The organism is Gordonia sp. QH-12 (genome assembly GCF_001578675.1).
GTDB lineage: Bacteria > Actinomycetota > Actinomycetes > Mycobacteriales > Mycobacteriaceae > Gordonia > Gordonia sihwensis.
Genome location: NZ_KQ969304.1, coordinates 23,033 through 49,514, shown reverse-complemented (window position 1 = coordinate 49,514; position 26,482 = coordinate 23,033). Strand labels below are relative to the sequence as shown.

General features: G+C 68.0%; 23 protein-coding genes. 12 read left to right on the top strand and 11 right to left on the bottom strand.

Annotated features, from left to right (window positions below; genetic code table 11):
- Window positions 1–124: 124 nt before the first annotated feature.
- The 7 genes from Y710_RS16800 to Y710_RS16770 form a co-directional block, all read right to left on the bottom strand.
- Window positions 125–772, bottom strand: coding sequence for a 3-oxoacid CoA-transferase subunit B (locus Y710_RS16800; RefSeq protein WP_045538152.1), 648 nt, complete (start codon window positions 770–772; stop codon window positions 125–127).
- On the bottom strand, window positions 769–1,554 hold the full coding sequence (locus Y710_RS16795; protein ID WP_045538153.1) for a CoA transferase subunit A: 786 nt from the start codon (window positions 1,552–1,554) through the stop codon (window positions 769–771). Before Y710_RS16795 ends, Y710_RS16800 begins: the two co-directional genes overlap by 4 nt.
- A gap of 10 nt (window positions 1,555–1,564) precedes the next feature.
- Window positions 1,565–2,362 carry a hypothetical protein gene (locus Y710_RS16790; protein ID WP_062367978.1) on the bottom strand — a complete coding sequence of 266 codons (798 nt, stop codon included), beginning with the start codon at window positions 2,360–2,362 and terminating at the stop codon, window positions 1,565–1,567.
- Window positions 2,363–2,439: 77 nt separating this feature from the next.
- Window positions 2,440–4,740, bottom strand: coding sequence for a hydantoinase B/oxoprolinase family protein (locus Y710_RS16785; protein WP_062367977.1), 2,301 nt, complete (start codon window positions 4,738–4,740; stop codon window positions 2,440–2,442).
- 35 nt (window positions 4,741–4,775) lie between these two features.
- Window positions 4,776–6,905, bottom strand: coding sequence for a hydantoinase/oxoprolinase family protein (locus tag Y710_RS16780; protein ID WP_045538156.1), 2,130 nt, complete (start codon window positions 6,903–6,905; stop codon window positions 4,776–4,778).
- A gap of 22 nt (window positions 6,906–6,927) precedes the next feature.
- Window positions 6,928–7,356, bottom strand: coding sequence for an acetone carboxylase subunit gamma (locus Y710_RS16775; protein ID WP_006900985.1), 429 nt, complete (start codon window positions 7,354–7,356; stop codon window positions 6,928–6,930).
- Between the two features lie 45 nt (window positions 7,357–7,401).
- Window positions 7,402–9,312, bottom strand: a complete 1,911-nt coding sequence (locus tag Y710_RS16770; protein WP_045538157.1) for a hydantoinase/oxoprolinase family protein — start codon at window positions 9,310–9,312, stop codon at window positions 7,402–7,404.
- Window positions 9,313–9,518: 206 nt separating this feature from the next.
- On the opposite strand from Y710_RS16770, the gene Y710_RS16765 reads away from it, so the two are divergent.
- From Y710_RS16765 to Y710_RS16750, 4 genes are all read left to right on the top strand, one after another.
- Window positions 9,519–11,372: a sigma-54-dependent Fis family transcriptional regulator gene (locus Y710_RS16765; protein ID WP_062367976.1), complete on the top strand. Its 1,854-nt coding sequence runs from the start codon at window positions 9,519–9,521 to the stop codon at window positions 11,370–11,372.
- Between the two features lie 175 nt (window positions 11,373–11,547).
- Window positions 11,548–13,098 carry a class I adenylate-forming enzyme family protein gene (locus Y710_RS16760; RefSeq protein WP_062367975.1) on the top strand — a complete coding sequence of 517 codons (1,551 nt, stop codon included), beginning with the start codon at window positions 11,548–11,550 and terminating at the stop codon, window positions 13,096–13,098.
- Window positions 13,095–14,261 (top strand): thiolase domain-containing protein, encoded by a 1,167-nt coding sequence (locus Y710_RS16755; RefSeq protein ID WP_062367974.1) that lies wholly within the window; start codon window positions 13,095–13,097, stop codon window positions 14,259–14,261. The genes Y710_RS16760 and Y710_RS16755 overlap by 4 nt, the downstream gene beginning before the upstream one ends.
- Window positions 14,262–14,316: 55 nt before the next feature.
- Complete coding sequence (locus tag Y710_RS16750; RefSeq protein ID WP_062367973.1) at window positions 14,317–15,288, top strand: NAD(P)H-quinone oxidoreductase; 972 nt, start codon at window positions 14,317–14,319, stop codon at window positions 15,286–15,288.
- Between the two features lie 27 nt (window positions 15,289–15,315).
- Here the strand turns inward: Y710_RS16750 and Y710_RS16745 are convergent, their stop codons facing one another.
- Window positions 15,316–15,813: a MarR family winged helix-turn-helix transcriptional regulator gene (locus tag Y710_RS16745; protein ID WP_231875775.1), complete on the bottom strand. Its 498-nt coding sequence runs from the start codon at window positions 15,811–15,813 to the stop codon at window positions 15,316–15,318.
- A gap of 135 nt (window positions 15,814–15,948) precedes the next feature.
- Window positions 15,949–17,145 (bottom strand): aminotransferase class V-fold PLP-dependent enzyme, encoded by a 1,197-nt coding sequence (locus Y710_RS16740; RefSeq protein ID WP_006897092.1) that lies wholly within the window; start codon window positions 17,143–17,145, stop codon window positions 15,949–15,951.
- A 41-nt stretch (window positions 17,146–17,186) separates the two neighbouring features.
- Here Y710_RS16740 and Y710_RS16735 point away from each other — a divergent pair, with 41 nt between their 5' ends.
- From Y710_RS16735 to Y710_RS16710, 6 genes are all read left to right on the top strand, one after another.
- Window positions 17,187–17,750, top strand: a complete 564-nt coding sequence (locus tag Y710_RS16735; RefSeq protein ID WP_169317720.1) for a bacterial proteasome activator family protein — start codon at window positions 17,187–17,189, stop codon at window positions 17,748–17,750.
- Window positions 17,751–17,772: 22 nt separating this feature from the next.
- Window positions 17,773–18,636, top strand: a complete 864-nt coding sequence (locus Y710_RS16730; RefSeq protein ID WP_006897094.1) for a galactan export ABC transporter permease subunit Wzm/RfbD — start codon at window positions 17,773–17,775, stop codon at window positions 18,634–18,636.
- Window positions 18,637–18,644: 8 nt separating this feature from the next.
- A complete protein-coding gene (locus tag Y710_RS16725; RefSeq protein ID WP_006897095.1) occupies window positions 18,645–19,481 on the top strand; it encodes a galactan export ABC transporter ATP-binding subunit Wzt/RfbE in 837 nt (278 codons plus the stop codon).
- 17 nt (window positions 19,482–19,498) lie between these two features.
- Complete coding sequence (locus Y710_RS16720; protein WP_062367982.1) at window positions 19,499–20,398, top strand: galactofuranosyltransferase GlfT1; 900 nt, start codon at window positions 19,499–19,501, stop codon at window positions 20,396–20,398.
- An 87-nt stretch (window positions 20,399–20,485) separates the two neighbouring features.
- The gene (locus tag Y710_RS16715; protein WP_006897097.1) at window positions 20,486–21,364 is read left to right on the top strand and encodes a TIGR03619 family F420-dependent LLM class oxidoreductase; all 879 of its coding nucleotides are present in this window, start codon (window positions 20,486–20,488) and stop codon (window positions 21,362–21,364) included.
- A gap of 88 nt (window positions 21,365–21,452) precedes the next feature.
- Window positions 21,453–22,475, top strand: coding sequence for a fused (3R)-hydroxyacyl-ACP dehydratase subunits HadA/HadB (locus Y710_RS16710; protein ID WP_006897098.1), 1,023 nt, complete (start codon window positions 21,453–21,455; stop codon window positions 22,473–22,475).
- Between the two features lie 72 nt (window positions 22,476–22,547).
- On the opposite strand, the gene Y710_RS16705 is transcribed toward Y710_RS16710, so the two are convergent.
- Entirely contained in the window at window positions 22,548–23,048 is a 501-nt protein-coding gene (locus Y710_RS16705) for a GtrA family protein (RefSeq protein WP_006897099.1), read from the bottom strand.
- A gap of 136 nt (window positions 23,049–23,184) precedes the next feature.
- On the opposite strand from Y710_RS16705, the gene Y710_RS16700 reads away from it, so the two are divergent.
- Window positions 23,185–24,405 (top strand): alpha/beta hydrolase family protein, encoded by a 1,221-nt coding sequence (locus Y710_RS16700; protein WP_062367971.1) that lies wholly within the window; start codon window positions 23,185–23,187, stop codon window positions 24,403–24,405.
- Window positions 24,406–24,494: 89 nt separating this feature from the next.
- On the opposite strand, the gene Y710_RS16695 is transcribed toward Y710_RS16700, so the two are convergent.
- Window positions 24,495–24,878, bottom strand: a complete 384-nt coding sequence (locus Y710_RS16695; protein ID WP_062367981.1) for a universal stress protein — start codon at window positions 24,876–24,878, stop codon at window positions 24,495–24,497.
- Window positions 24,879–25,050: 172 nt separating this feature from the next.
- On the opposite strand from Y710_RS16695, the gene Y710_RS16690 reads away from it, so the two are divergent.
- Window positions 25,051–26,469, top strand: coding sequence for a decaprenylphosphoryl-beta-D-ribose oxidase (locus tag Y710_RS16690; RefSeq protein WP_006897102.1), 1,419 nt, complete (start codon window positions 25,051–25,053; stop codon window positions 26,467–26,469).
- Window positions 26,470–26,482 lie beyond the last annotated feature (13 nt).

The window sequence follows — 26,482 nt, the reverse complement described above, 5'->3', positions numbered from 1 at the left end:
CGGAACGGAACCCAGGGCGCTTCACCGCTCCCTTCCCACAGGCCCGCCGCGCGAGCGGATCGAACGCGGGAACGACTGCGGTCCGGCCGGCAGGGTGTCCGCCCGACCGGCCGGACCGTCTGGCCTACACCGCCTCCGGGACCGCGACGCGCACGGGCGCGCCGGTGGCGGCCACCGCTTCGTCGGCGGTGACCCCGGGCGCCAGTTCCACCAGCTCCAGGCCGTCGTCGGTCACGTCGATCACCGCCAGGTCGGTGATGATGCGATCCACGACGCCGGCGCCGGTGAGCGGCAGGGAGTTCTCGACGAGGATCTTGGGCGAGCCGTCCTTGGCGCAGTGCTCCATGACGACGATCACCCGGCGCGCGCCGTGGACCAGGTCCATGGCCCCGCCCATGCCCTTGACCAGCTTGCCCGGCACCACCCAGTTGCTCAGGTCGCCGCGCTCGCTGACCTGCATGCCGCCCAGGATCGCGACGTCGACCTTGCCAGAGCGGATCATCCCGAAGCTCGTCGCCGAGTCGAAGAAGCTGGCGCCCGGGATCACCGTCACCGTCTCCTTGCCGGCGTTGATCAGGTCCGGGTCCTCGTCGCCGGCGAACGGGTACGGGCCGAGGCCGAGGATGCCGTTCTCGGACTGCATGACGATCTCCACCCCGGGCGCCACATGCCCCGGGACCAGGGTCGGCAGGCCGATGCCGAGGTTCACGTAGTCGCCGTCGGAGAGTTCGGCCGCGGCGCGCGCGGCCATCTGATCGCGGGTCCAGCTCATGCGGAGACCTCCTCCAGCTCGCGGACCGTGCGACGCTCGATGCCCTTGTCGGCCGCCTGGGCCACGGTCAACGGCAGCACGGCGTCGACGTAGATGCCCGGGAGATGGATCTCGTCCGGGTCGAGATCACCGGGATCGAGGATGTTCTCGACCTCGGCGACGGTGTACTTCGCCGCCATCGCACAGAGTGGGTTGAAGTTGCGCGACGCCTTGCGGAACACCAGGTTTCCGTGGCGATCACCCTTCCAGGCCCGCACGAGCGCGACGTCCGGGCGCAGCGCCTCCTCGAGCACGAACGTCCGCGGCGCTCCGTCCCAGACGAACTCCGCCTGTGGTTTCGGGGCCGACGCCACCGCCACCGCGCCGTCGGCGTCGTGCCGCAGCGGCAGGCCGCCGTCGGCCACCTGGGTCCCGACGCCGGTCTGGGTGTAGAAGGCGGCGATGCCCGCCCCGCCGGCACGCAGCCGTTCGGCAAGGGTTCCCTGCGGCGTCAGCTCGATCTCGACCTCGCCGGTGAGGTACTGGCGTTCGAGCTCCTTGTTCTCCCCCACGTACGAGGCGATCAGCCTGCGGATCTGCCGGTTCTCCAGCAGCAGCGAGTTGCCGATGCCCGGGATCCCGCAGTTGTTCGAGACCACGGTGAGGTCGCGAACGCCGGTGCGTGACAACGCCTCCAGCAACACCGCGGGGATGCCGCAGATACCGAAGCCACCGGAGGCCACCATCATCGAGTCCGATACCGCCGACACCGCGGCGTCGGCGGAGGGTGCGGTCTTGTCCATGTGTCCCCCTTCAGGCGAGTCGGGCCAGCTTCTCGAGCACCCGCTCGGGCTGTGCGGAGGCCGGGATGCCGGTGAGCAGCGCGTCACCGGCGGGGATCTCGTCGTCGTCGGACCAGAACCCCTCCGGCAGAAGTGAGATCGTGGTGCCGTCGCTCGTCTCGACCTGGTCGTCGGTGCGCAGGGCGACCACCCAGTCCAGGTGCGAGGCGATGTTGGTGATCGCGCTGTAGTCCGACACCGACTCGGGCTGGGCGATGGGATCGCCGACGCGAGCCCGGGCGTCGAGAATCACCAGTGCCACCGGGAGTTCCGAGAGTTTGCCGAGCCATTCGGCGATGTAGGTCGACGCCGTGTCGGCGCGATCCGGGTCGATCTCGTCCAGCCCGGTACCGGCGACACCGTGCGCACGACCGAGCCAGCGCGCCGGCGACGGGAGCGAGAGGACCAGCGGACGACGGGCCGCGTCGGCCAGCGTCTTGGCGGTGCGTTGCACACCCGCGACGCCGTCCTCGTCGGCCAGCAGGGTACGGAGCGCATACCCCGTGCGGGAGCGCGCGCCCATCGCGGCGACCAGTTCCGGATCGGCCGCCAGGTGCGCGCCCTGGACCGCGCCGACGTCGAGCCAGGTGGCGTCGGGATCGAGTAGGGCATGGACCTGGCCCTGGTGCCCGGTGAGTGCGGCCAGGTCGGCCCACGGGATCGGCTGCCCCTGGCGGATGACCGCGGTGGCGTAATCGGTGTGATCGATCAGGACCGGACGAGTGCGCCCACTGGCCGGCAAGGCGATCAGAGACTTCAGCGATGACATTGGTTTCTCCAGAATCGGTGTCGACCGGAAGGCCGGGTGCACCCGCGCGGGGTCACGGGTGCACCCGGCCGACCGGATCAGGCCAGTCGTCGGACGTTCTCGCCGTACTTCGACTCGAGCTCGGCGATCCGGGCCTCCAACTGTCCGATCTTGACCTCACGGCGGTCCGGGATCACGATCGGCGGCAGCTCGGCCAGCGGGGCGACCACGCGCTCGGGGCCGTCGATGGTGAAGACCGTGGCGGTCAGCTCCTCGACGTCTCCCCACGAGCCGTAGTAGTGGACGTCGGCCGGCGGCTCGTCCTGGACGAACTCCTTGCAGAACTCGTCGAAGGGCTTGCCGCGCTCCAGGCGCGCCTTGCGGGCGGCATCGCGCTTGGCGTTCGTCGCCTCGACGTCCAGGCGGAAGTTCACCGGGTCGTAGACCACGCCGAAGATGTCCTCGGCCACCTTCTGGGTGATGCGGCCCAGTTCGGCGTCGTGGACCACCGATTCGGGCAGACGCTCCAGCGGATCGCCGTAGCCGCCGCCGGCGCCCTGGCTGATCATGTACAGCTCGCCGTCCTTGGCCAGGTCGAACTGCAGGCCCATGTGGTAGGTCGAGTAGCGACCGTCCTCGAAGGGCTGCTCGTTCATGACCTTCTCGATCGACAGGTCGAACTTCTTCGGGTCCTTGCGGATGTGCTCGTAGACGTTCGTGCCCTTGACCATGCACAGCGGGTATGTGCCGCAACCGTATCCGCCGTACATGCCGTAGATCGAGGAGAACTTGGCGCCGGAGGTGACCGTCATGAAGCCCCACTGCGGGGTGCCCTCGGCGGCGACGATCATCTCGTAGCCCATGCCGCCGGTGAACTTGCCGAAGCCCATGTTGTCACGCACCAGTCGCTTGGAGACCAGCTGCATGAACGGGACCTCTTCCTCCATGACCTCCTGCTCGGCGGTGTCGGCCATCGCGCAGAACAGTGGCGAGACCGCGTCCTCACCGTCGCGGAAAGGCTTTGCGCCACCGGGCATGCCGTTCAGGTCGGCACACAGGTTGCCCACCATGTCGCCGTGCTGGGTGATGCCGCCCCACAGGAAGGTGTTGATCTGGTTGAACCAGTTGGCCACCACGTTGGAGTACTTGTTCGGCGTCGAGAAGCTCATCCGGCTGTAGAGCGCCTGGAAGGCCGAGAACCCGCGGAACGACGCCTGCAGCGACTGGCCCATCGGGGCGTCGTACGACGCGTCGGCCCAGGTCCCCTCGTCGGAGATGATCTCGATGCAGCTCATCGCCGAGGTGCAGCGCGGCAGGTCCGGCCACCAGAACGCCAGGATCGCCTGCATGAACATCGATTTCACCGAACACAGCGGCGAGTTGATGGCCCGGTTGAGGATCTCCGGCCCGGTCCCGCGCAGGTCCACGATCATCTTGTCGCCCTTGATCGTGATCTTGCAGGCGAACTTGATGAGGATGTTCTCCTTCAGCGTCGAGTCCATGAACTGGTCGAAGCGGTAGGTGCCGTCGGGCAATTCGCTGATCCGCCGGCGCACCTCGGCGTCGACGTCCTCGACCGTGACGCGCAGGGCCGCGACGAAGGTGTCGACACCGACCTCGTCGATCACCTTGTCGATGCGCTCCATGATCTTGCGGACCGCGGTGATCTTGACCTTCAGATCGGCCAGCTGCAGCTTGGGGTCGCGCACCGAGTGCTGCAGGAAGGTCAGCAGGTCCCGGCGCAGCTCGCCGCGCTCGACGATCTTGAACGGGCTCATCCGCAGGCCGTCGTCGAACGGGGTCTCCGAACCGGACGGCATGCCGCCGGGCTCGCAGGCGCCGTTCTCACCCTCGTGGATGGTGGCGGCCACCCAGGCGATGATCTCGCCGTCGCGGATGATCGGCATGATCATCGACTGATCGGTGTTGTGCACGTTCCCGAAACGCGCGTCGTTGTGGATGAAGCCGTCACCCTCGTGGACGCCCACCGTGGGCTCGTCCTTCCAGTACTTCATGATGTACCGAATCGGGTGGTGCAGGATCGCGCTGAACGCGATCACGCCGTGGCACGACAGGTAGGAGACGTCGCCGCTCGCGGTGTAGATCGCGGTGGTGAGGTCGCCCCACTTCGCGCCGGGTGCGGCGCCCTGGGCCTCGCACATCTCGTAACCCTCGTCGAGGGCGCCGGCGATGCGCTTGCGGATGCGCTCGACCTCGAGGCGGTCGACGCCGACGGCGATGGCCACCTCTTCGTGGTCGGTACGGGGCGCGATCGCATGGCTGCGCATGATCTCCGGGTCGGGCCCGAGGAACAGCGTGGTCTCGTCCATGAACTTGTCGACCCACTCCTGCTCCTGCGGGGTCAGGACGCGGCTGTCATGGTCGTGAACTGCGGTCATGATGAACTCTTCTCTCGCTTGGAATGGTTTGTGGCTCAGTCCTGCAGGAACCAGACGGCACCCTGGCGGGTGGGCTCGAGGCGCCACTCCGGTTCGACGAGGAACGTGGTGTTCTCGGTGGTGACGATCGCCGGGCCGTGGATGACGTGCTCGTGGGTGAGTGCGCCCTGGTCGTAGACCGGGGTGTCGAGCGCCTTGTCGTGTCCGATGAAGTGGACGTTGCGCCGGGCCACCGGGGTCGGCTCGGTGCGGTCGCCGCCGGCGTAGAGGGAGTCGAAGTTGACCACGTCGCCGTCGACGTAGGACGCCACCCGGATGGTGTTGCACCGGATTCCGGCCTCCGGCGCCGCCGAGGACGCGCCGAAGCGGTGGCTGTAGACGTCGCCGAAGGTCTTGATGATCTCCAGCACGTCACCGACGCCGTTGATGCGGCTGATGCCGTCGAGCGCCACCGCCTGGGTGAGCAGCTGATTGCCGTAACGCATGTCCACCTCGAGGCGGTACTTCACCTCATCGCCGTCGAATCCCTGGCGCACCAGGTCTTCTCGGCCGCGGGCCTCCAGCTCCTCGACCACGGCGTTGAACTCGTCGTACTTGTCGTACAGCGTGCGGGTGGTGGCGTTGTAGAAAGTGACGTGGACGCCACGCTCGTGGAAGTGCAGCTGCTTCATGTTGCCGGCGCCGCAGGCGGAGAACACCGACGAGAAGGGCGGGGCCAGGACCCGGCGGATGCCGGCGTGGCGGGCGATGCCGCATGCGTGCAGCGGGCCGTTGCCGCCGTAGGCGAGCATGGTGAAGTCCTCGGGGAGGTAGCCGCGCACGCGCAGCTCCTTCCCGATCCCGATCGCCATCTGCTCGTCGACGCTGTCCTTGATCACCCGGGCGATGTCGATGACGTCCATGTCCAGCGGATCGCACAGGGTGTCCTCGATCGCCTGGACCGAGCGCTTGGGGTTGAGCTTGATGTACCCGTTGGCGTAGTTCTCGGGGTCGAGGTAGCCGAGCAGCAGATCGGCGTCGGTGACGGTCGGCCGCAGGCCGCCCCGGTCGTAGCACGCCGGCCCCGGGTTCGAGCCCGCCGACTCCGGCCCGATCCTGATCGAGTTGTGGATGCGGTCGTAGCTGGCGATCGACCCGCCGCCGGCACCGAGGGTGTCGAGGTGGACCATCGGCACGCTGACCAGCCACCGATCGATGGTCGGCAGGAAGTCGTAGTGCTTGACGCCGCCCTCCGGCACCAGGCCGATGTCGAAGGAGGTGCCGCCCATGTCGGTGGAGATGACGTGGCCGAGCCCGGTCTCGGCGGAAAGGTGCTCGGCCGCACCGACACCCGCGATCGGACCGGAGTGGATGGTCTGCAGCGCGTCGGTGGAGTTCATCTGCGCCATGCCGCCCGAGTTGTGGATGACCAGCATCGGCTTGTCGTACCCGGAGTCGCGCAGGTTGTTCGACAGCTGCGACAGCGCGTGGAACATGATCTCGTGCAGGAAGCCGTCGATGATGGTCGACGTGGACCGCACGTACTCGCCCTTGCGGCCGGACACCTGATGGCCCAGCAGAACCGGGATGGCGCCGAGCTCGTGGGGCGGGAACTCGTCGAGGATGATCTCCTGGATCGCCAACTCGTGCACGGGATTCTCGGTGGCGTTGACCAGCGAGACGACGATGGCCTCGGCACCCTCGTTGACCAGCTCGCGCACCGTCTTGCGCACGTCCTCCGGGTCGAGCGGCGCGACGATCTTGCCGGCGGAGTTGATGCGCTCCTTGACCGAGCGGATCAGCTGACGGGGCACGATCGGGTCGGGACGCTCGGCGGCCGGCAGGTTCTGCTGCATGGTGTGGTCGAGGCCCTCGCCGTAGCCGCGGCCTCGAGACAGCGGGATGGTGTCCTCGAAGCCGTGGGTGACGATGGCCGCCACCTTCGGTCCCTTGCGCTCGATCAGTGCGTTGGTTCCGAGAGTCGTTGCGTAGCGGACGGAGTCGACCTCGCTGAGCACGGTGTCGCGGTCGAGGCCGGCCCGCTTGCAGGCCAGGTCGAGGGCCTCGTTGAAGCCGAGTGCCAGGTTGTGGTGGGTCGTCAGGGCCTTGGCGTCGACGTAGATGTCGTCCCAGACGAAGAAACAATCGGTGAAGGTACCGCCAATGTCGACGGATATGCGCTTCATGGTGCAGCTCCTATGTGGTGGGTCAGCGGATGTGGCCGATGGCCTTCAGTGCGGCGGTGTACTTCTGGGCGTCCTCGCCGGGTCCGTAGTTGAAGACCTCTTCGGGATCGACGCCGCGTTCCTCCCACTGCTTGCGCAGCGCGGCGACGTCGATGACCATGTCGACGGTCGGCGGATGGCCCGGCGGCAGGTACTCGACCTCGATCTGGGTGCCGCATCCGGGGCAGTAGTACTCCAGGATCCGGCAGTAGGTGGGGTCGGGGCTGAAGGTGTACTCGTAGCGCTCCGGGTCGATGATCGGCTGGTGGATCTCACGCGGATCACGGTCGTACACAAGCGTTCCCGGCTTGTAGTTGTCGTGGGCGGAGCCCATGTCGTGTTCACAGACCCGGCACACCCAGCGTTCGGTGTCCAGATCGATCACGAGGTACTCGGTCATGGGGACTCGCATCTCGAGTCCTCCTCTCAGATGTCGGTGTCTTTCAGGGCGGGGATGTCAGAGGGTGTCGTCGGTGAGGAGCAGGTCTCCGGCGGAGGTGACGCGGAACTGCCAGCCGGGCAGCACGCGGGCGGTGAAGAACGGGCCCTCGACGATGGCCGGCCCTTCGCCGGAGTTGCCGGGCGAGAGCTCGTCGAGCACGTGCACCGGCACCTCGTCGACCTGGTCGGCGCCGCTGCGCACCCGGCGGGTCCCGATGCTCGGCGCCGGGGTCGGGGTGACCTCGGTGTCGGCGGTCAGTTCCGGCTGGGACAGTTCGGCGGTGACGGTGAACCGCAGGGTCGCGAGCTGCTCGGGGTAGTCGACCGCGTCGCCGGGGATGTAGGGCCGCCGCTCGGCGATGTTGCCGTCGATCCCCTCGATGATCAGTTCGCTGGAGACCGTGCAATCGGCGAGGGCGTACCCCTCCTGGAACATGTCGCGCTCGGCCCGCTCGACCAGCTCGGCGTGGGTGGCCGCAGCTGCCTCGGTGGTGGCGACGGGGACCGTGACCTCGTAGGTCTTGCCCACGTTCGAGAACGAGATGCCCAGTGCGGAGAACACCGCGGCGGTGCGCGGGATCAGCACCCGCTTGACGCCCGCGACGCGCGCCGCGCCCGCGGCGCTCATCGGGCCGGCCCCGCCGAAGGCGGCGAGGGTGGTGTCGGCGTCGACCAGGTGGGAGAAGGAACCGGCGACGGCTTCGAAGTACGCCTGCTCCATCCGGACGAGGGCTTCTTCGAGGCCGACCCCGAGCGGCTCGGCGATGGTCTCGGTGATGACCGCCTTGGAACGCTCGGCGTCGAGCTTGAAGGTGCCGTCCAGGTAGGTGTCCGCGTCGAGCACGCCCAGCAGGAGGTTGACGTCGGTGATGGTCGCCTGCTTGCCGCCGAAACCGAAACAGGCGGGACCGGGTGCCGCGCCGACCGACTGCGGGCCGACCTGGATCTCGCCGTCGACCACCTGGATCACCGACGAGCCGCCGACGCCCTTGGAGTGGACCTCGCTCATCGGGTAGGAGATCGGCACGCCCTTGATCGAGCCGCGCTCGCGGGTGGCGACCTGCTCGCCCTCGACCACGCCGACGTCGGTGGTGGTGCCGCCGATGTCCATCATCACGACGCGGTTGAGTCCGTAGACCCGGGCCAGGGCAGCGGTGCCCTCGAGGCCGCCGCGCGGACCGGACGAGTAGGTCTTGAGTGCCACGGACTTGGCGACGCGGGAGGAGGCGCCGTCGTTGCGGTAGACCAGCAGCGGGTTGGCGACCTTGAAGTCCTTGAGCCGGCGTTCGGCGCCGTAGAGGAAACGCTCCATGGTCGGGTGCAGGAACGAGTTGATGACGCACGACCAGGTGCGGCGGGCGTCGTCGCGGTCGCCGGCGAGGTCCCAGCTGTAGATCACCGGGATCGACCCCAGCAGCTGGCGGGGGAACTTGCGGAGCAGGACGTTGCGCAGGCGGCGCTCGTCCTCGGGGTTGGCCGCGGTGACGACGACGCGCGCCGCGCCCAGGGTGGTGAGCCGGTTGACCGACTGGACCAGCTCGAATTCGAGGTTCTCGTCCTCGACGTCGACGGTCAGGTAGCGGTCGGCGATCAGGCCGTCCCACAGGTCGTTCTCCGCGTCGGACTTGCGCATCACCGTGTCGAGGTTCGACAGCGTGGTCAGGATGCCGATCATCGGTCCGCGGCGTTCGACCAGGGCGTTGGTGCCCTGGGTCGTCGAGTACCGGATGTGGTCGGTGGCGTGCAGGATCTTCTCGAGGTCGGCCTGCCCGTAGAGGGATTCCGACACCTTCTCGATGCCGCTGAACAGGCACTCGGACAGGTCGTGTGGCGTGGTCAGGGTCTTGGTGAAGGTGAAGCCCTGGCCGTCCCAGACACAGATGTCGGTCAGGGTTCCCCCGTTGTCGATGTTGATGAGTGTGGTCACTGGGGCGCACTCCTTGGTCCGGGAGTTCTCGATGGAACTCGGTTGGTGTGGACCCGGCGTCGTCGTCGGGTTCGGGAAGTGACGCAGACCATTGTGACGCGTGTCGCACACCCTCGACCTGTCCCAAGTTCGGACACTTTCGGGGTTGTGTCCCGCACCACAGGGATGATGGTTTAGTCATCTTCCGAGGAAGTGAGGAGACGAGCGTGCCCAACGCCACGAATCGAATGCTGCGAACCGCCGCGGCCAGGGCGGATTTCCTCGAATCGGGCAGATCAGGCTCAGCGGGCGTACCCGACATCGTGGCCGCCTCGTGGGAGCGCAGCCAGGCTGCCGGCGTCGACCACTCCCAGCCGTGCACCGACTTCAGCGACGAGATCGACAGCGGCTCCCTGCTGATGCGCTGCGCCCGCCCGGTCCTGCGCCAGCTGGGCACCGATGTCGGCGACACCCCGATGGTGATCGCGCTGACCGACAGCCGCGCCCGCGTGATCCAGCGGATCGACACCTCGGGCGCGGTCGGACGCCTCCTGGACCGGGTGAACTTCGCCCCCGGCTTCCGCTACTCGGAGGACTCGATGGGCACCAACGGGGTCGGCACCGTCTTCGAGGCGGGCCAGCCCATCAGCGTCGTCGGACCCGAACACTTCGCCGAGAACCTGCAGACCTTCGCCTGCACCGGCGCCCCGATCATCGACCCGGTGACCCGCCGCATCGAGGGCGTCCTGGACATCTCCACGCTGAGCACGGGCTGGAGCCCGCTGATGCACACCCTGGTCAAGGCGGCCGCCAAGGACATCGCGCGCAACCTGCTCCTGGACCGCAGCCAGTCCCAACAGGCGATCTTCGACACCTACATCCAGATCGACGCCAAGGCCGGACGCCAGGCGGTGCTCGCCTTCGGAGACTCGGTGTTCATGGCCAACGCCGCAGCTCAGGCACTGTTCTCCAGTGCCGAGCAGCAACTGTTGCGCGACCACGCGATCTTCATGATGGGCCGGCGGGACAAGGCCAGCGACACCATCGCCCTGCCCGACGACCGGCTGGTGACCCTGCGGGGAACCCGCATCCTGGTGGGCTCGGAGGTGGCCGGACTGGTGGTGATCGCCGAGATCGCCTCCGCCCCGCGCTTCGGCCTCCCCGGCAACTTCGACGAGCACGTGCTGCCGCAGATCGCCATCGCAGGACATTCGTCGTCGCGCGTGGTCGGGGACCTGACGCGTCAGCAGCACCAGAGCGTCGCGGTGGGCTCGACCCCGGCCTGGGTCAGAGCCTGCGAACAGGTGCGTCAGGTGCTGACCGAGAACCAACCCGCCGTGGTCATCGGCGAGAGCGGCTCGGGCAAGTTCACCCTGGTCGCCGAGATCTTCCACGACGCCTTCCCCGACGCCCGCAGCGTCAGCATCGACGCCTGCCAGATCGTCGACGAGGGTGACACCGACGTGGATCTGGGCACCATGCTCGCCGGCCAGGCCGGGCCGACCCTGTTCATCATCCGCAACATCGACCAGGCGAGTACCGAAGGCGCCGAACAGATCTCGAACATCCTCAGGGCGCTGGCCGAGCACGAGGAGCCGACGTGGTGCGTGGCGACGCTGTCGGACTCCTCGCTCGACTCGGACCTGCCGTTCCAGATGCTGCTGTCGCACTTCGAGGTCGCGATCACCGTCCCACCCCTGCGGTTGCGCACCGACGACCTGCCCCAGATCGTGGCCTCGGTCCTCCGGCAGATCGCCCCCGAGCGTCGTGTTCGCCTGAGCCCGGCGGCGATGCGTGTAGTGTCGCGATACTCGTGGCCGCGCAACGTCACCCAGCTGACCGAGGCCCTGCAGCATGCACTGCGCCAGCGCCCGGTGGGCGAGATCCAGGAGCAGGACCTCCCCGGGTACTGCCAGACCACGGTCTCGCACAACCTGACCCCGCTCGAGCAGGCCGAACGCGACGCGATCGTGGCCGCCCTGCGCGAGTTCGACGGCAACCGGGTGGCGGCGGCGGCCCACCTCGGGATGGCCCGTTCCAGCCTCTACCGCAAGCTCCGCACGTACGGGATCACCGCCTGACCCTCCTCCCCTCTGCGACGCGCCAAACAGCCACGTCATCCCGAAATACCCTGGGCGACGGCCCTTCCGGGACCCGTCGTCCAGGCGTCTCGGGAGTGGTCCGCGCTGTCCACGGCCCGAGGCTGTCCCAACTTGGGACACGGCGACCCCGGGACAGGCGGCTACCGTCACAGCCATGGCCGAGACCTTTGCTGCCCTGTGGAACCGAGCGGTCCGCGACCACGGTGCGCGCGAGTTCCTGGTGTTCCGGGATCTCGACGGCACCGTCTCCTCCTGTACCTACGACCGCTTCGACGACGTCGTGGGCCGGGTCGCGGCCACCCTGGCCGAGCGTGGCGTCGATGCCGACGCTCCCGTCCACGTGATGCTGCGCAACTGTCCGGCGTTCATCGCGATCTGGCTGGCCGCCGCTCGGCTCGGCGCCTGGTTCGTCCCGGTCGATCCCGGTTCGACCCCGCGCGACGTCGCCCGTCAGCTGCGCCGCATCCGTCCCGCGGTGACGATCTGCGCCGAGGAGTTCGAGGAGACGGTCGCCGCCGGCGGCGCCGAGCAGGCGATCGCCCTCGCCGAGACCGCCGCCGACCTCCGGGACGGTTCGCCGCTGGTCGGTTCCGACCTGTGGCAGGAACCTGCGAGCGCGGCACCGGACGACCGGCTCGCGGTCATGTTCACCTCCGGCACCACCTCCGAGCCCAAGGGCGTGGTGCTCACCCAGGCGAACTACGCCCACGTCGGACGGACCATGGCCGACCTGGCACAACTCCGCCCGCATCATCGCTGGTACGTGTGCCTGCCGCTGTTCCACGCCAACGCGCAGTACTACTGCTTCGCCTCGGCGATCGCGACCGGCGCGTCGGTGGCCCTCACCGCACGGTTCACCGCGAGTCGCTGGCCGCACGAGGTCGACGAACTGCAGGCCACCCATGCCAGCCTGTTCGCCGCGCCGATCAGGATGATCCTCGCCCGACGCCGCGACGACGCGCCACGGCTGAGCCTGCACCATCTCTGGTTCGCCCAGAACCTGGCCCTGGGCCACTGGTCGGAGATGGCGAGGCTGTGCGGTGCCGCCCCGCGGCAGATCTACGGCATGACCGAGACCGTCGCCGTGGTCACCGCCAACGACCCCGATCGTCCCACCCATGACCGGATAGGACCAGAGATCAACGGTCGCGCAATCACTCTGATCGATCCGAACACCGGTCGACCGGCCGCCGACGGGGAGCCGGGCATCCTCACCGTGGCCGGGGTGCGGGGTCGCGACCTGTTCGCCGGTTACCTCGACAATCCCACCGCCGACGCCCGCGCCTTCGTCGACCTCGACGTGCCGACGCCCGACGCCGACCATGTGTGGTTCAGCACGGGTGACCTCGTACGGCGTTGCGACGACGGTCAATTGGCGTTCGTCGGACGCATCGACGACGTGGTCAAGGTGTCTGGCGAGAACGTCTCGCTGACCGAGATCGAGGCCGCACTCGCCGAGGCGCCCGGCGTCCTCGAGGCCGCGGTCCTCGCGATCGACGACCCGATCCGGGACCACGTTCCCGCCGCCTGGATCGTGCCGGCCGACAAGGACGTGCCGCCGTCGCCGGAACAGTTGCGGCAGTGGGCCGAACAGAACCTGCAACCCGCGGCGCGGCCGCGCCGGTGGACCGTCATCGACGAGTTGCCGCGCACCTCGGTGGGCAAGATCCGCCGTTTCCAACTCGCAGCACAGGAGAGAGCATGACCAGCACACGCATCGGCATCACCGGGGTGGGCCACACCCGCTTCGGCAAACTCGTCGACGACGACCTGTCCTCACTGGTGTCTGCGGTCACCACCGAGGCCTTGTCCGACGCGCAGGTCGACGCCGGCGAGGTCGACGAGGTCTTCGTCGCCCAGTTCAACAGCGGCCTCACCGATTTCGCCTTCCCGTCCTCCTTGCCGATGCGAGCCGCACCCAGCCTCTGGGGCAAGCCCATGACCCGGGTCGAGAACGCCTGCGCCTCGGGCACGGCCGCCGTCCACCAGGGCGTCAAGGCCATCCTGTCCGGGACGGCCGACACCGTGCTCGTGGTCGGCGTGGAGAAGATGACGCACGTCGACAACGCCACCGTCGGGCGTGCACTGCTCGGCGCCGACCCGCAGCGCGCCGGGACCGATTTCCCCGGCGGCTTCGTGGGCGTCTTCGCCGAGGTGGCAGATCAGTACGCCCGACGCCATGAGATCGACGACCTCGGCGACGTGCTCGGCCGGATCGCGGCGAAGAATCATGCCAACGGGTGCGCCAACCCCTGGGCACAGGTCCGCAAGGATCTCGGCGTCGAGTTCTGTTCGACCGTCTCCGAGCGCAATCCGGTGGTGGCCGGGCAGCTGCGCCGCACCGACTGCTCGCTCGTCAGCGACGGCGCCGCCGCGCTCGTCCTGCAACGGACCCCGTCGTCGGCACTGGCCTGGGTCGAGGGGTTCGCCCACGCCAACGACCACCTCGACGCCGACCGCCGCGACATCACCGACTTCGCCGCCGGCCGGCTGGCCACCCAGCGCGCCCTGGAGATGGCGAAGCTGTCCCTCACCGACATGTCACTCGCCGAGGTGCACGACTGTTTCACCATCGCCGAGCTCATCGTCTACGAGATGGTCGGCCTGACCGAACCGGGTCAGGGACGCCGCGCGATCGAGGAGGGGTGGACCGCCCGCGACGGCCGGTTGCCGGTCAACGTCTCCGGCGGACTCAAGGCGAAGGGACATCCGGTCGGCGCCACCGGCGTGTCCCAGCACGTGATCGGCGCACTCCAGCTGGCCGGTCGCGCCGGGGACATGCAGCTGCCCGACGCGCACCACGCGCTGGTCCACAACATGGGCGGCCTGGCCGTCGCCAACCACGTCACCGTGCTGGCCGGTTCCTGACCGGGAAGATCGAAGGCCCCTCGGGCCCACACTCCGCTGTGGAACCATCGACACCGTGAAAGCCATCGTCGTCGAAGCCGAGAATCTGTCCCTGCAGGATGTCCCCGACCCGTCGCCGGCCGTCGGCGAGGTGGTCATCGACGTGGTCGCGGCGGGAGTGAATCGCTCTGACCTCCTCCAGCGCGCGGGCAACTATCCGCCACCGCCCGGGGCGTCAGAGATCATGGGCCTCGAGGTGTCCGGCAGGATCTCGGCGGTCGGGGAAGGGGTCTCGGGCTGGCAGGTGGGCGACGAGGTGTGCGCCCTCCTCGCCGGCGGCGGATATGCGGAGAAGGTCGCGGTGCCGGCAGAGCAGATGATGCAGGTGCCGCGCGGGGTCGACCTCGTCTCGGCCGCCGCGCTCCCCGAGGTCGCCTGCACCGTGTCGTCCAACGTCTTCGACACCGCGGGCCTGTCCACCGGGGAGCTGCTGCTGATCCATGGGGGTTCGAGCGGCATCGGCACCCATGCGACGCAGGTCGCGCACGCGATGGGTGCCCGGGTGGCGGTCACGGCCCGCAACCGCGAGAAGCTCGAGCGGTGCCAAGAGTTCGGCGCGGAGATCCTGATCGACTACACGAGCGAGGACTTCGCCGCAGTCATGAAGGAGCACGGCGGCGCCGACGTCATCCTCGACATCATCGGCGCGAGGTACCTGGCCTCGAACATCAAGGCGCTGGCCACCAACGGCCGCCTGGTCATCATCGGCATGCAGGGCGGCGCCAAGGCCGAACTGAACATCGGGCAACTGATGGCCAAGCGCGCGTCGGTCAGCGGCACCACCCTGCGTCCCCGCCCCGCCAGCGGCGGACCGGATTCGAAGGCCGCGGTGGTCACCGAGACCGTGGCACGCACCTGGCCGCTCATCGAGTCGGGCGACATCCGGCCGGTGATCGACTCCACCTTCCCGCTCGCGGAGGTCGATGCGGCGCACGCGCGCCTCGAATCCGGCGACGCCGTCGGCAAAGTGCTTCTGACCATCGCCTGACGGCCGCGGCGGCATCGCCCTTCGGCGTCAGTCCTCGGTCTCGGCGATGCGCGCGCCGAGGTTGCCGAAGAGCGTGCAGAGCTGCTCGAACTCCTCGGGAGTCAGTTGGTCGACGACGAGTCGGCGCACCGCCCGGTCACGCGTGTCGAGGATCGGCTTGAGCGCTTCCATACCCTCGTCGGTGATCTGCACCCACTTCTGACGGGCATCGTCCTCCACCGACTCCGCGCGCACCACGTAGCCGCGCTCCAGAAAGCGGCTGACCTGGCGCGACACCGTGCTGAGACCGATCTGGGTGGCATCGGCGAGATCGCTGATGCGCAGTTGCGGCGCGGACGCGAGAACCTCGAGCAGTCGCCAGTCCGCCGACGTCAGCGGCGCCGCACGGTCGATCTCGCGGAAGAACGCGCGGTACATCATCCAGCCGCCGCTCACGAACTGCTGCCACAGCTTCTGCTGCTCCGGCGTCAACGCAGGCCCATCAGCGCCGCGCTCAGCGAAATCGCCACCTTCCGGTTCCGCCAAGGTCGTGTCCTCCACCCTCATGAGATTCTCGATCGACCGCCACGACGAGTCACGGTCGGCCGATCACGACCCTACCGGCGTGTACGCGGTGGCCAAACTCGACGTCCGCCGAACGGATCAACACCGTATGCGCGATCAGCCGAACGAGCCGAGCACCCTCACCAGCTGGTCTACCTCGTACGGAGTGGAGTACGGAGAGAGCCCCACCGTGACGGCGCCGCCGATCTCGTCGACGCCGATCGCCCCCAGCGCGCGGCTGGGAACCTCTGCCAGTGCGGCGATCCCGTTGTCGCTGAGCCGAACACAGACTTCAGTGGCCGGAACACCCTCGACGACGAAGCTGACCACGGGGACCCGGTGCACATCGGGCCCGATGACCCGCACGTTCGACAGATGCGACAGGGAGTTCACCAGGTAGTACAGCAGACGGTGCACGTACTCGAAGGTCGCGTCCATCGACGCGGTGATGCGTTCGCGGCGGGTGCCCGCAGCTGCTTGATCGAGGCCGGCGAGATACTCGATCGACGCGATCAACCCGGCGAGCAGGGCGCCCGGCAGCGGCTCGGGTTCGAGGCGTGCCGCGCCGGCGGCCTTCGGATTCATCGACACGCGGACCAGTGAGCCCAACTGCTCCGGATCGGCGAAGACGAGGGCGGCGACCCGCGGGCCGCCCCAGCGCTCGGCGCTGACCAGCACCGCATCGGCGCCGAGCTCGTCCATCGACAGCGGCACATAGGGCGCCGCGGTGGTCGCGTCCACCAGAAGCCGGGCCCGCGCGGCGCGGGCGTGCCCGGCGATCGGACCGATATCGGTGATCGCGCCGTTCACCGACGAGGCGAGAGTGACTGCCACCAGTGAGGTGCGGTCGTCGATGATGTCGGCGAACTGCCAGGTCGGCAGGGTCCCGTCCTCCACGTCGATCTCCGCCCACCGGACCTGAGTCCCGTGGCGTGCCGCTCCGGTCAGCGCCGGCGTCAGAACGGCCTCGTCGTCGGACCGCGAGAGCACGATGTTCCGGTTCAGCCACGCGGACAGGGGCAACGCGTCGGCCAGCGCCGACATCAGCGCCGCTCGAGACGACCCCAGCACCACACCGGCGGGATCGGCGCCGAGCAGATCCGCGACCGCCCGCCGGGCGTTCTCGATCGTCTCCGCCGCTGCGCGAGCCTGGGGGCTACGACTGCCCGCGACCACCGGAAGCGACCGGAATCCGGTCGAGACGGCGGATGCCACCGAATCCGGGATCTGCATCCCGGTCTGCGGATCGAGGTAGATCCAGCCGTCCCCCAACGCGGGAAAGAGCCCCCTGACCGAGGCGATGTCGAACGGCATGCGCACAACGATACTGGCACCGAAAAGGCACAATGGACGCCATGCACCCCGCAATGTTCGGCTCCCCGACACCGGGCGGCCCAGACGACCAGCCCGATTCGGGCTTTCCCCAGCAGCAGTCCATCATCCTCCCCGGCGGACTGCCGTCGAACGAGGAGAGCCGCGATTCCGCGGACGACGACCAGCCCGGCACCGTCGCGTCGATGGTGGAACAGCCCGCGAAGGTGATGCGGATCGGGACGATGATCAAGCAGTTGCTCGAAGAGGTGCGCGCGGCTCCTCTCGACGACGCCAGCCGCAACCGGCTCGCGGAGATCCACCGCACGTCGATCGCCGAGCTCGCCGACGGGCTTGCGCCGGAGCTCCGTGACGAGCTCGACCGGCTGGCCCTGCCCTTCTCGGACGATGTGACCCCGTCTGACGCCGAGCTGCGGATCGCGCAGGCTCAGCTCGTCGGCTGGCTGGAGGGCCTGTTCCACGGCATCCAGACCGCGCTGTTCGCTCAGCAGATGGCCGCCCGCAGCCAACTCGAACAGATGCGCCAGGGCGCGCTGCCTCCGGGAGCTGTGCCACACGACGGGCACAGCACAGGTCAGTACCTCTGAGGCACTTGTATGCTGTGGCCTTGTGTCAGCCGTAGTCAATGACGGCGGAATCCCGCCCGCGCCCCAGGCCTCCGACTCGAAGACGTTCGGTCGTGGCTTCAAGGACCTCGTCGACGGGTTCCGCAACTCCGAGCTGTGGTTGCACCTCGGCTGGACCGACATCAAGCAGCGCTACAAGCGCTCGGTGCTCGGTCCGCTGTGGATCACGGTCGCCACCGGCGTCACCGCCGTCGCGATGGGAATCCTCTACGGCGAGTTGTTCCACCAGGACATCAAGGTCTTCCTGCCGTACGTGACCCTCGGCTTCATCTTCTGGGGCTTCATCGAGACCTCGATCCTCGACGGCTCGGTGGTCTTCTCCACCAATGAAGGACTGATCAAACAGCTCCCCGCGCCCACCAGCGTGCACGTGTACCGGGTGGTGTGGCGCAGCCTCATCATCTTCGCCCACAACATCGTGATCTATCTGATCCTGCTCGCGGTGTTCCCGCAGCCCCTGGGCTGGACGGTCCTGCTCGTCTTCCCGGCGCTGCTGCTGTACGCGCTGAACGCGGTCTGGACGACGATCGTCTTCGGCATCATGTCGACCCGGTTCCGCGACATCGGCCAGCTGCTGACCACCGCCGTCCGGCTCGTCTTCTTCATGACGCCGATCATCTGGTCGGCGCAGTCGCTCAGCAGCACCGGCGCCGACGAGTCGAGCCGGCTGAAGCTGGTGGAGCTGAACCCGATGTACCACTACCTGGAGATCGCGCGCGGACCGTTGCTCGGCCAGCACGTCGCGCTGTACCACTGGCTGATCGTGATCGGTTGCACAGCCGTCGGCTGGACGGCAGCGATGTTCGTGATGCGCAACTACCGCGCCCGCGTGGCGTACTGGGTCTAGGAGGACCTGTGACAGCCAACACCGACATCCGCGTCGACACCTGGGACGCCTGCGTCGACTTCCCCATCTTCGACGCCAAGACGCGCTCCCTCAAAAAGGCGGTGATCGGCGCCGCCGGCGGCGTGATCGGCGCCAACAATTCCAAGACCGTCGTGGTCGAGGCCCTGCGCGACATCAACCTGCACCTGCAGCACGGCGATCGGGTCGGACTCGTCGGCCACAACGGCGCGGGAAAGTCGACACTGCTGCGTCTGCTCTCGGGTATCTACGAGCCGACCCGCGGATCGTGCCGCGTCACCGGCCGCGTGGCGCCCGTCTTCGACCTCGGCGTCGGCATGGACCCGGAGATCTCCGGGTACGAGAACATCATCATCCGCGGCATGTTCCTGGGGATGAGCCGCAAGGAGATGCTGAAGAAGACCGACGAGATCGCGGAGTTCTCCGAGCTCGGCGACTACCTCGAGATGCCCCTGCGCACCTACTCCACGGGCATGCGCGTGCGCCTGGCGCTGGGCGTGGTCACCAGCATCGATCCGGAGATCCTCATCCTCGACGAGGGGATCGGCGCGGTGGACGCGGAGTTCATGAAGAAGGCCCGCGTCCGGCTGCAGGCCCTGGTGGAGCGTTCGGGAATCCTGGTCTTCGCCAGCCATTCCAACGAGTTCCTCGCTCAGCTCTGCGACCGCGCGCTGTGGATCGACCACGGTCAGATCCGGATGGACGGCGGCATCGAAGAGGTCGTCGGCGCCTACGAGGGCCCCGACGCCGCGCAGCACGTGCGCAAAGTGCTCGACGAACTCGCCGACGAGCGCGACGGCGCCTCCGGCACCCCGGGTTCGGCGTGAGTGCGCCGACCGCCGAGATGGTCGTCGGCGTCGTCGTCACCCATAAGCGCCGCGAACTGCTCGCCGAATCCCTGAAGGTGCTGGCGGCGCAGGACCGGCCGCTCGACCACCTGATCGTCGTCGACAACGCCGCCGAGCCCGAGGTCGGCGAGCTCGTGGCGAGCCAGCCCGTGCCGACCACCTACCTGCCCTCGCGGCACAACCTCGGCGGTGCCGGCGGCTTCGCCCTCGGCATGCTGCACGCGCTGGCGCTGGGCGCCGACTGGGTCTGGTGCGCCGACGACGACGGCCGGCCGGAGGGTCCGGAGGTGCTCTCGACACTGCTGGACTGCGCTCGCCGCCACCGCCTCGGCCAGGTCTCCCCCGTGGTGGTGAACATCGACGCGCCCGACGACCTCGCCTTCCCGCTGCGCCGCGGTCTGGTGTGGCGGCGCAAGCGGTCGGAACTCTTCACCGATACCGAGACACCCGGTCACGACGATCTGCTGCCGGGCATCGCGTCGCTGATGAACGGTGCATTGTTCTCTGCGGACACCCTCGACGCGATCGGCGTCCCCGACCTCCGGCTGTTCTTCCGCGGCGACGAGGTGGAGATGCATCGACGCCTGGCACGTTCGGGGATCGGCTTCGGCACCTGTCTGACCACCGCCTATCTGCACCCCGACGGCAGCGACGAGTTCCGGCCGATCCTCGGAGGCCGGATGCACACGCAGTACCCCGACAACGAGGTGAAGCGGTTCTTCACCTACCGCAATCGCGGTTATCTGATGAGCCAGCCCGGCATGCGGAAGCTGCTTCCGCAGGAGTATGCGCGATTCGCGTGGTACTTCCTCGTGCAGCAGCGCGATCCGGCGGGGTTCCGCGAGTGGATGCGGCTGCGCCGCCTCGGTCGCGCGGAGCGGTTCGGCCGCCCCTGAGCCACGTGCGGAGGCGGATGGGCGGACCCGGTCGCCGGAGATCCGGAAACCTCGTCCCGCACTAGAACGTGTTCTAGTCTGGGGTCCATGCGATTCACCTTTGCCGAAGCGATGACCGACTACACCTACTATCCGGCGCTGGCGCAGGCGGCCGAGCGATCCGGGTTCGCGGGCATGACGATCCCCGACTCCCTCGCCTACCCCAAGGAATCGGACTCGGTGTACCCCTACACCCCGGACGGCAGGCGGGAGTTCCTCGAAGACAAGGACTTCATCGAGACCTTCATCCAGGCCGCCGCCCTCGGCGCCGTCACCAGCACCCTGCGCTTCCTGCCCTTCGTGCTCAAACTGCCCGTCCGACCGCCGGCACTCGTCGCCAAGCAGGCCGCGTCGGTGGCCTGCCTGACCGGCAACCGGCTCGCCCTGGGCGTCGGAACCAGCCCCTGGCGCGAGGACTACGACCTGATGGGCGTCGACTACGCCCGCCGCGGCAAGCGCATGGACGAATGCATGGACATCATCCGCGGCCTGACGACTCCCGGGTACTTCGAGTTCCACGGTGAGTTCTACGACATTCCCGAGATCAAGATGAGTCCGACACCCTCCGAGCCGATTCCGCTCCTGGTCGGCGGGCACGCCGACGCCGCACTGAAGCGAGCCGTGATCCGCGGCGACGGCTGGATGCACGGCGGCGGCGCCCCCGAGGAACTCGACGCTCTGATCGACAAGCTCGGCGCGATCCGCAAGGCCGAGGGCAAGGAGAACGATCCGTTCGAGATCCACGTGATCTCCCTGGATGCGTACACCGTCGACGGGTGCCGCCGCCTCGAGGACAAGGGCGTCACGGACGTGATCGTCGGGTTCCGGCTGCCCTACATCATGGGCCGCGACACCGAGCCGCTGGAGACCAAGATCGCGAATCTGGAGCGCTTCGGCGAGTCGGTGATCGCGAAAGTCAACGGGTGATCGCAGTCGTGCGACGGCCCCACCGGGCGCCGACCGGCCCCGAACCCGGCATTTTTCTGCTCCCTCGCACGTCAGGTACCTTATTCGAATGACCAGCCGTGAACTGACTCGCGCTGAGGCCATCGATCAGGCGATCGGAAAGGTCTTCACGACAGCCGACTACTACGAGGTGGGTCGCGAGAAGATCCGCGAATTCGCCCGCGCCCTGCACGACGACAACCCGCTTCACTGGGACGACGCCAAGGCCCGCGAAGGCGGGCACGCCGCGCTCGTCGCACCCCTGACGATCGTCGCCATCATGGGTGCCAAGGCGCAGGCCCAGCTCCTGGAGAAGGCCGTCCCCGGCGATCTGCTGAAGTCGGGCGTCCTGCAGATCGACCAGCGGTTCGCGTTCCACCGGCCGATCGAAGCCGGCGACCGGCTGTACTGCGACGTCTCCCTCGAGTCGTACCGCACCGTGGCGGGAGCCGACCTGTTCACTGTCAAGACCCTGGTCCGAGACATCGACAAGGGCGTGCTGCAGGAGTCGTGGACGTCGCTGGCCGGTCCCGGCGAGGACGCCGACCGTCTTCCCGACGACTTCGAGGAGATCGTCGACGGCATCATGTTCACCGGCGGCGACCGGCACGTGCAGCCGCTCAGCCCGGCCGAACCGGCGGCGATCCCGCCCGAGTCGGATGTGCGTTGGACGACGATTCCGTTCGACTCGCTGACCGAGGGCATGGACCTGCCGGTCCGCGCGCAGCGCTTCACCCGCGGCGACGTCATCAACTACATCGGCGTATCCGGCGATCCGAACCCGATCCACCACAGCGCGAAGGTGGCGCAGGCCGCCGGGCTCGACACCGTGGTCGCGCAGGCGATGCTGACCCTCGGAACCGCCGCCGGCTACCTCACCTCGCAGGTGGGCGACCCCGCGGCCTTCCGCGACATGAGCGCACGGTTCACCAGCCCGGTCTACGTCCCGGCTCACGAACCGGCGGTCGTCGAATACACCGCGAAGGTCAAGTCGCTCGACCCCGAGACCCGTCGCGCCCTGATCGTCTTCGGCGCCAGCGTCAACGGGAAGCGCGTCTTCGGCCGCTGCACCGCGACCGTCCAGTTCGCCTGATCGTCTCAACGCTTATGCCGTATTCCGTTACCCGATTCGGGTAACGGAATACGGCATAACGCTTCTCGGACGTCAGCGGATCTTGAAGATCACCGCGCGCTGGACGACGAAGTTGATGACGGTCGCGACTCCTTGCGCGATGCAGAAAGCCAGGACGATGAGGAGGAAGCCCGTCCCCCAGGCGTGCATCAGCCAGTTGTAGAGACCGATGTTGACGAAGAAGGTCACCGCGTAGAGCAGGACGACGGCGATGAACCGCGCGGTGCTCGGCTCGGCTCGGAAGGTCCACCGGCGGTTGATCAGATAGGCGATCGTGGTGCCGAGAATGAAGCCCGCCGCTTTGGCCAGCCAGAACGGCGCACCGAACACCTCCTGGAGCAGGAAGGTGAGGCTGAAGTCGAAGACCGCCGAGAGCGCTCCGGTCGCGATGAACCGGATGATCTGGGTCTTGATGTCGACATCGGTCGACGCCTCTTCGTCGTCGAGCGGCAGCTCGATCGGCATCGGTGCGTGACGGGTGTGGAAGTCCTCGTGCTCCGGATGATGTCCGGGCTTCGCAGGATCCTCGTTCACGGGCGACGTATCTGACACCGTGCCAGCCTAGCCCGTGGCCGACCGAGGTCGATATGAGCGAAAGCTGAGAACGCGGTCCCGCAATCGAGCCGTCCGGCTACCGGATTGTGAGGCGGTTGGCTTAGGGTCGTCCACTATGAGCAGTCCCTCCCTCCTCCGTTTCAAGCGATCGGTGGTCGCCCTCACCGTGGCGGCGACTGCGGCCGCCAGCCTCTTCGCCACCGCTCCGGCCGCTCGCGCCGACGACGCCGCCACCGGCGCACCGGTCTGGTCGGGTCTCGACGCCCGGGGCTACAACGGCCCGATCGGCGCACCCGGCACACTGATCCAGAAGACGCCGCTCGCCGGGTCGGTCGACCTGACCGGCGCGTCGAGCGCCTATCGCATCCTCTACGCGACCACCGACGTCCACGGTGCCCCCGCGGTCAGCACCGGCGCCGTCTTCCTCCCGAAGCGCCCGGCACCGAAGGGCGGCTACAAGGTGATCGCCTGGGCGCACGGGACCACCGGGCTCGGCGACGACTGCACCCCGTCGGCCCAGCCGCGAAGCGATCGCGACCAGGAGTACCTGAACCACTGGCTGAACCAGGGCTACGCGATCGTCGCGACCGACTACGCGGGCCTCGGCACTCCGGGCCTGATGAACTACCTGAGCAGCAAGGTGCAGGCCCACTCGATCGTCGACTCGGTGAAGGCCGCATCGCACTCCGGCCTGCCGCTGTCGAAGACGTGGGCGATCGTCGGACAGTCGCAGGGCGCGAGCGCGGCGCTCAACGGCGCCCGCCGTGCGACCGAGTACTCGCGCGGATCGGGCCTGGACTACCGCGGCGTGGTCGCCACCGGCACCCCCGCCAACATCGAGCACATCGTCTGGCAGGCCGGTCCCGGCTTCCCTCCGGTCGCGTTGCCCACCGGTCTGAACGTCTACGCCGCCTACATCTGGGCCGGTTTCTCCGACGCCCGGCCCGACCTCAAGCCGCTGTCGATCCTCACTCCCGAGGGGCGTCGAGTGGTGAACGAGGCACGCACCCGCTGCTACCCGGAGATGCGTTCGGTGGTCGAGGGAGCGAAGATCCGCGACTGGTTCCGCAAGCCCGTCACCTCCATCCCCGGCGTGCAGGGCGCGCTGGTGGACTACATGAGCACCCCGTATCGCGGCTACGACCGTCCGATCTTCCTCGGCCAGGGGCTCAAGGACATGGACGTCCCGGCTCCGTCGGCGCTGTCGCTGTACGCGCAGATGGTCTCGGCCGGGCAGCCCGTGGAACTGCACGTCTACCCGACCCAGGATCACTCGGGCACCGTCCTGGCCTCGATGAAGGACTCGACGCCGTTCGTCGCGCGGATTCTGCGCTGACGCCCGGCGCACAGTAGACACTCCATTCGACGACAGAACCCCCGTCCCGGACGGGGGTTCTGTCGTGGAACGGCGCGGAGGCGCGCGGCTCAGGGTTCGGGTTTCACCACGAGGACGGGCTTGCGGCATTCGACGAGCAGGTATTGCGAGGTACTGCCCAGCAGCAGCTTGCCGACCTGGGTGCGTCGCCGCATGCCGATGATGAGCAGTTCCGCCTCGGGATCGTCCATCGCGTTGAGGAGTTCCTCGGCCGGGGTGGTGCCGATCGGCTGCGTGATACGGAACTTCACCCCCGACGACGACAGCCGCTCCTGAATCTGCACGATCTCGTCGGCCTCGGCGTGACGCTGGCCGCGTGCCTCGGAGACCGCGTTGATCACCAGGAGATCGGTCCCGCGGCGGCGCGCCTCATCGATGCCGTGCTCCAGGCAGGTTCGCCCGAACGAGCCGGACGAGTATCCGACGACGATCATGCCCGCCACCTCCCTGGTTCCTGTCACATGTCTCGAGAACAGAATGTAGTCGACGCCGGCGATCACCACAGTCCGCGGCGGGCCACTGCCCGACCTCGGTACGCAGTGCCGCCCGACACAGCGCCGACTCAAGGATCCCGGACCAGCTGACCGACGAGTAGTCTCTACTCCGATGACGAACACAGCTGTACTCCCGATCGAGACCCGCAAGCTCATGGGGTGGGGCCGGACCATGCCGACAGAAGGCCATGTCCTGTCGACTCCGTACCCGGAGCTCATCGCCGAAGCGGTGGCACGCGTGGCCGACGACAACGCAGACAAGCCCAGCTACCTTCGCCGCGGCGTCATCGCCCGCGGCCTCGGCCGGTCGTACGGCGAGAACGCCCAGAACTCGGGCGGTCTGACGATCGACATGACCCAGCTGACCAGGATCCACGAGATCGACGACGAGACCGGGATCATCGATCTCGACGCCGGCGTCGACCTGGACACCCTCATGCGCATCGCGCTGCCCCACGGCCTGTGGGTTCCGGTGCTGCCGGGCACGCGCCAGGTGACGATCGGCGGCGCCATCGGCTGCGACATCCACGGCAAGAACCACCACAGCGCCGGCAGCTTCGGCAACCACGTGGTCGAGATCTCGCTGCTCACCGCGTCGGGCGAGATCCTGACGCTGACCCCGGGCGGCACCTCCGACGACCCCGACGCCTCCATCTTCTGGGCGACGATCGGCGGCATCGGCCTCACCGGCATCATCCTGCGCGCCAAGATCCAGATGACGCGCACCGAGACCGCGTACTTCATCGCCGACGGCAGCGTCACCAACAGCCTCGACGAGACCATCGCCCTGCACATGGACGGGTCGGAGGAGAACTACACGTACTCCTCGGGCTGGTTCGACGCGATCAGCAAGCCTCCGCGTCTGGGCCGAGGCACATTCTCGCGCGGGAGCCTCGCGCGGCTCGACCAGTTGCCCGACAAGCTCGCGAAGGACCCGCTGAAGTTCGACGCGCCCACGCTGGTGAACTTCCCGGACATCTTCCCGAACGGGCTGGCCAACAAGCTGAACTTCTCACTGGTCGGCGAGGCCTACTACCGGATGGGCGGCAACTACCAGGGCAAGATCCAGAATCTGACGCAGTTCTACCACCCGCTCGACCTGTTCGGGAACTGGAACCGCGCGTACGGATCGAAGGGTTTCCTGCAGTACCAGTTCATCGTTCCGCCCGAGGCCGTCGAGGAGTTCAAGGGCATCATCTACGACATCCAGGCGTCTGGCCATGTCAGCTTCCTCAACGTCTTCAAGCTGTTCGGCGAGGGCAACCAAGCGCCGCTGAGCTTCCCGATGCCGGGCTGGAACATCTGCGTCGACTTCCCGATCAAGCGCGGCCTGCACGAGTTCGTCACCGAACTCGACCGTCGCGTGATGTCCATCGGCGGACGCCTCTACACCGCGAAGGACTCGCGGACGAGCGCGGAGACCTTCCACGCCATGTACCCCGAGATCGACAAGTGGATCGCCACCCGGCGCCGCGTCGACCCGAACCACGTCTTCATGTCCGACATGGGCCGCAGACTGGAACTGGTCTGACCCGAGCCGGCTG